We start from the raw sequence: 4,079 nt of genomic DNA, 5'->3' as shown, positions 1-4,079 counted from the left end.
GGCGCGATCCGTACCCGCCGCGCACGCTCCGCGCCGACTATCCGCCCTGGCTTCAGGAGGTGGTGTTGCGCTGTCTCGAGATCGAGCCGGTGTGGCGCTATCCGACGGCGTCCCAGCTCGCCTTCGATCTCGCCCATCCGGACCAGGTCAAGCTCACCACGCGCTCGGAGCGGATCAAACGCGACTCCCTCGGCGTCGCATGGCGCCGCCGCTTCAACCAGGGCGTCATGGCGCCGCGCGCGAAATCGGATGTCGCCGCCCAAATCGCGTCGAGCCCGATCCTCGCTGTCGCGCTCGACACGGTGGAAGGCGCACCGGAGCTGAACGAGGCGCTACGCGTGACCACCGAGCGCATCCTCGCCACCTTGCCGTCGGCGCGGCTTGCCTGCGTCAACGTGCTCAAGCTGAACCGGATCGCGATCGACCGGACGCTGGACGAGCAGGGATCGAACAAGCATATCGACCGTCTGGTGGCGCTCAGGCATTGGGCGACGCCGCTCAAATTGGACGAGAGCCGGCTGTCGGCTCATGTGCTGGAGGCGGTCGATCCCGCTGCCGCGATCCTGGAATTTGCCGAGGCTAACCAGGTCGACCATGTCATCATCGGCGCGCGGCAGGGCTCGTTTAGACGCATGCTGCTCGGCAGCGTCTCGGCCAAGGTGGCCGCGGAAGCGGCCTGCACCGTCACCGTGGTGCGGCCGCCGCGGATGGCCGGGGAAGTCCGCGAGCCCGATGCAGGCGAAGAGCCGGGATAGGCCGCCTGCCGACTTGAGAAGTGGATTAGGCCGCGTGAGCGGTGTGGGCGACGCGCTTGCGGCGGATCGGCCAGGAGAAATGCGGGCCGGGCTCGCCGTGATCCGCGCTGCCGCCAAAATACTGGATGATCTCGCGGCAAGGCTCGCAATTGAACAGGTTGCGCGAGGCGGATGCCTTGGTCATTTCCTTCAAGCAGTTCGGGCAGTGCGGTTTCATGGGAGGGGTCCGGAAAAGGAAGTCTCAGTGTCGTCGCTGCGAGGAAAACGAATGATCGAGGTCCGAATTGTCGAGCCGGACATCGTCGTCGGGCGCGCCATCGGCACGCTCGAGGCGGCCGAAAAAATAGTCGAGGCCTGGATGCGGGCGGCGCGGGATCCGGCACCTGCGCTTCAGCTGGCGCTTCACGAGTGCGATCTGCATGGCGCTCAGCCCCGGCGACGATGAAGGTGGATGATGCGAGCAGAAGCCACGACCTTCACCGGTCGCGCCACGTAGAAGCTGCGAGCCGCAATCGCCGCATTGAACCCTAACCACAACGCTACGCCAGTCCAAACCAGGGTCGTCGTCATGATGTGCTCCCGTCAAAAGCAAGCAGGAGTCACTTGCGGTGATTTGCGCGAATCAGTGAAGTCCGGATGAGTACGGATCAAGAGTGCAATTTTAGGCGTCGCGCGTTGCAACACCCGTAAAAGCCGCGGGATTTTCCGCCGTCCGGCTGCGCCGCTTGATCCAGTTCAAATCGCTTCGCCGCGGGCCCCTAGCGCAGCGTTGCGGATCGCGGCGATGTTGGTCTTGTAGGCTTCCTGCGTGCCGCCCCTGAACACTGATGTGCCGGCGACGAAGGCGTTGGCGCCCGCCGCGGCGAGCGCGCCCGCAACGTCGGCGCCGACGCCGCCGTCGACTTCGATGTCGATCGGACGTCCCGCCGTCATCGCGCGGATATCGCGGATCTTGCCGATGGCGGAGGGAATGAAGGCCTGGCCGCCGAAGCCCGGATTGACCGACATCACCAGCACGAGGTCGACGAGGTCGAGGACGTATTCGAGCGTGCTGACCGGCGTGCCGGGATTGAGCGAGACGCCGGCCTTCTTGCCGAGCGCGCGGATCGCCTGCAGCGAGCGGTGCAAATGGGGACCGGCTTCCGCATGCACGGTGATGTGGTCGCAGCCGGCTTTCGCAAACGCCTCGAGATAGGGGTCACAGGGCGAGATCATCAGATGCGCATCGAACACCTTCTTTGTGTGCGGGCGCATCGCCTTGATGACGTCGGGGCCGTAGGAAATGTTGGGAACGAAGTGACCATCCATGACGTCGAGATGGATCCAGTCGGCGCCGGCGGCGTCCACGCTGCGCACCTCCTCGCCGAGCCTGGAGAAATCCGAAGCCAGGATCGAGGGCGCGATTGCCAGGGGGCGGGGGGCGAAGGCTTGGGTCATGGCGCGATTTCCCGTGGCGGCCGTGAAAGATGGCCTCGCCTAACATGGGCCTCCGTGGCGGGCAATGCAGGGGAGGCGTGCTTCCTGTGGGCGGAAATTTCTGCCGCGACCGGCACGAATTGCCGGTGTTCCCGGGCCATCCAAGCCGCGGCGGCTGCGGATTTCATTGAACTTTTTGCGCTGGCATGACGCTTGCTGACGTTACCCGACAGAACATTGGCGGCGGCATGCCGCATCGGTTGGAGTTGTGCAATGTTGTTGGCCCTTGGCGCCGTATCCAGCGCGCTCGACGCGATCCAGTCGCTGACGAACTCGAAGTCGTCTTCGTCGGCGCAGAAGGCGGGATCTTCGCAAGGCGCAACCAATCCGTTCGCGATCGACAGCACGGGCAGCATGACGACCTCGTTGGTCAGCTCAGGCAGCCCCCCACAGATCGCGCCGGAGACCATGAGCGCGCTGCTCGCGGCGCAGAGCCAGTCCACCGACGGCGCGAACAGTTCGGCGACCTCGACCTCGTCGAATTCGTCGTCCTCGGCGTCGAAGGGCCGGGAGGCTGCGCTGAAGGATCTGTTCTCGCAGATCGATGCGGATGGCGACGGCAGCATCACCAAGTCCGAGTTCGAGGACGCGCTGGGCGCCGGCGGCACCAACCTCGCGCAGGCCGATAACGTGTTCTCGAAGCTCGATGCGAACTCCGACGGCAGCGTCAGCCTTGACGAGATGTCGAAGGCGCTGAAGAGCGGCCACCACGGACATCATCACGCGCAAGGTGCCGGCGGCTCGGGCGATGGATCGGATTCCTCGTCGAAGTCGAAGGGCGGATCGACCTCGACCACGACGACAGCTGCCGACGGCTCGACCACGACGACCGTCACCTATGCCGACGGCTTCAAGATGTCGACGACGGTGCCGGGCACCTCCAGTCCCCGTAATTCGGCCTATGATCTGTTCGCGCAGTTGATGCAGCGGCAAGGCGGGCAGGGGCAAAGCGCCCCGGCGGCGGCCGGCTCGTCCATGTCGATGAGCGTGTGAGCGGCATCCGAGATTAGCCGGCATACTCGTGCGTGATGTCACGATAGACATACCGGTCACGGATTTCGTGGTTGAAGAACGTCCCCTTTGCGCGCGCGTCCCTGAACGCGGCGGCGACCTCGGGCGGAACGTCCTCGTAGACATAGAGGCGTCCGCTGACAAAGGTCACCTTCAGCTCGCGCGTGTCGGGCGAATAGCGAAAGAAGCGGATCACGGAAGACGGCATGGCGGTAAACCTTGGCCTGCCAGGTAACGCCGTATCCGCCGTTTCGTTTCTAACCGAATTTGTCCTTCCACGCCGGCTGCGCCCCCGGAAATGGCAGCGCGATCGCGTTGTACACGCCGCTTGCAATAGCGCGCGCGACCACGTTGGCGGCGACCATGCCGAGTTCGGTGAGCTCAACCAGCGGCTCGATCGGCTTCTCGCAGGTGGCCGCGGCGAACAGCACGTCGCCGTCGAGTGGAGCGTGCACCGGATAGATCGCGCGTGCAAATCCGGTCTGGGCGATCATCGCGAGCCGTTTGGCCTGTGCCTTGCTCAGAATCGCGTCGGTGACGACAAGGCCGATCGTCGTGTTCTCGCGCTCACTCGCGGCCGGACCGCCCTTGATACGCATCGCCAGCATGTCGGGCGTGAAGCTTGACGGCAGGCCGCGCCTGCCGAACTCGCCGTTTTCCTCGAACGGTGCGGCCCAGAACCAGGGGCCGTTGCCGACAGTAACGCTGCCGACCGCATTCACCACCACGATCGCGCCGACCTTGATGCCGTTCGCGGTCACGGCCGACGCCGAACCGATTCCGCCCTTGAAGGTGGCGGTGGTGGCACCCAGGCCCGCGCCGACGCTGCCGAGCGCG

8 protein-coding genes are annotated in these 4,079 nt (G+C 65.2%); 3 read left to right on the top strand and 5 right to left on the bottom strand.

The genetic code is table 11. From position 1 onward, the window contains the following. Positions 1–755: universal stress protein (locus MOV74_RS32825; RefSeq protein ID WP_246931142.1), on the top strand; the 755-nt coding region annotated here is incomplete at its 5' end. A 25-nt stretch (positions 756–780) separates the two neighbouring features. Here the strand turns inward: MOV74_RS32825 and MOV74_RS32820 are convergent. Beyond that, positions 781–939 (bottom strand): hypothetical protein, encoded by a 159-nt coding sequence (locus tag MOV74_RS32820; RefSeq protein WP_246931140.1) that lies wholly within the window; start codon positions 937–939, stop codon positions 781–783. Between the two features lie 84 nt (positions 940–1,023). Between MOV74_RS32820 and MOV74_RS32815 the strand changes: the two genes are divergently transcribed. Continuing rightward, entirely contained in the window at positions 1,024–1,200 is a 177-nt protein-coding gene (locus MOV74_RS32815; protein ID WP_246931139.1) for a hypothetical protein, read from the top strand. A 290-nt stretch (positions 1,201–1,490) separates the two neighbouring features. Here MOV74_RS32815 and rpe read toward each other — a convergent pair whose 3' ends face one another. Beyond that, on the bottom strand, positions 1,491–2,192 hold the full coding sequence (gene rpe, locus MOV74_RS32810; protein WP_246931138.1) for a ribulose-phosphate 3-epimerase: 702 nt from the start codon (positions 2,190–2,192) through the stop codon (positions 1,491–1,493). Then, positions 2,189–2,587 carry a hypothetical protein gene (locus MOV74_RS32805; protein WP_246931137.1) on the bottom strand — a complete coding sequence of 133 codons (399 nt, stop codon included), beginning with the start codon at positions 2,585–2,587 and terminating at the stop codon, positions 2,189–2,191. Before MOV74_RS32805 ends, rpe begins: the two co-directional genes overlap by 4 nt. Between MOV74_RS32805 and MOV74_RS32800 the strand changes: the two genes are divergently transcribed. Next, positions 2,586–3,224, top strand: coding sequence for an EF-hand domain-containing protein (locus MOV74_RS32800; RefSeq protein ID WP_246931136.1), 639 nt, complete (start codon positions 2,586–2,588; stop codon positions 3,222–3,224). The genes MOV74_RS32805 and MOV74_RS32800 overlap by 2 nt on opposite strands. Before the next feature lie 13 nt (positions 3,225–3,237). On the opposite strand, the gene MOV74_RS32795 is transcribed toward MOV74_RS32800, so the two are convergent. Together MOV74_RS32795 and MOV74_RS32790 are read right to left on the bottom strand one after the other, a co-directional pair. Further along, the gene (locus MOV74_RS32795) at positions 3,238–3,450 is read right to left on the bottom strand and encodes a KTSC domain-containing protein (protein WP_246931135.1); all 213 of its coding nucleotides are present in this window, start codon (positions 3,448–3,450) and stop codon (positions 3,238–3,240) included. A 49-nt stretch (positions 3,451–3,499) separates the two neighbouring features. Further along, a partial coding sequence (locus tag MOV74_RS32790; RefSeq protein WP_246931134.1) for a P1 family peptidase occupies positions 3,500–4,079 on the bottom strand: 580 nt, incomplete at its 5' end.

The sequence above is a fragment of the Bradyrhizobium sp. SHOUNA76 genome (assembly GCF_023006445.1).
Classification (GTDB): domain Bacteria; phylum Pseudomonadota; class Alphaproteobacteria; order Rhizobiales; family Xanthobacteraceae; genus Bradyrhizobium.
Note: the sequence above shows the minus strand (reverse complement) of the source record. Positions and strands in the feature narration are given on the sequence as shown.

What these genes read in the sequence shown, in the direction of transcription:
- MOV74_RS32820 (WP_246931140.1), bottom strand. Translation starts at nt 939, where the DNA reads ATGACCAAGGCATCCGCCTCGCGCAACCTGTTCAATTGCGAGCCTTGC.
- MOV74_RS32815 (WP_246931139.1), top strand. Translation starts at nt 1,024, where the DNA reads ATGATCGAGGTCCGAATTGTCGAGCCGGACATCGTCGTCGGGCGCGCC.
- rpe (WP_246931138.1), bottom strand. Translation starts at nt 2,192, where the DNA reads ATGACCCAAGCCTTCGCCCCCCGCCCCCTGGCAATCGCGCCCTCGATC.
- MOV74_RS32800 (WP_246931136.1), top strand. Translation starts at nt 2,586, where the DNA reads ATGACGACCTCGTTGGTCAGCTCAGGCAGCCCCCCACAGATCGCGCCG.
- MOV74_RS32805 (WP_246931137.1), bottom strand. Translation starts at nt 2,587, where the DNA reads ATGCTGCCCGTGCTGTCGATCGCGAACGGATTGGTTGCGCCTTGCGAA.
- MOV74_RS32795 (WP_246931135.1), bottom strand. Translation starts at nt 3,450, where the DNA reads ATGCCGTCTTCCGTGATCCGCTTCTTTCGCTATTCGCCCGACACGCGC.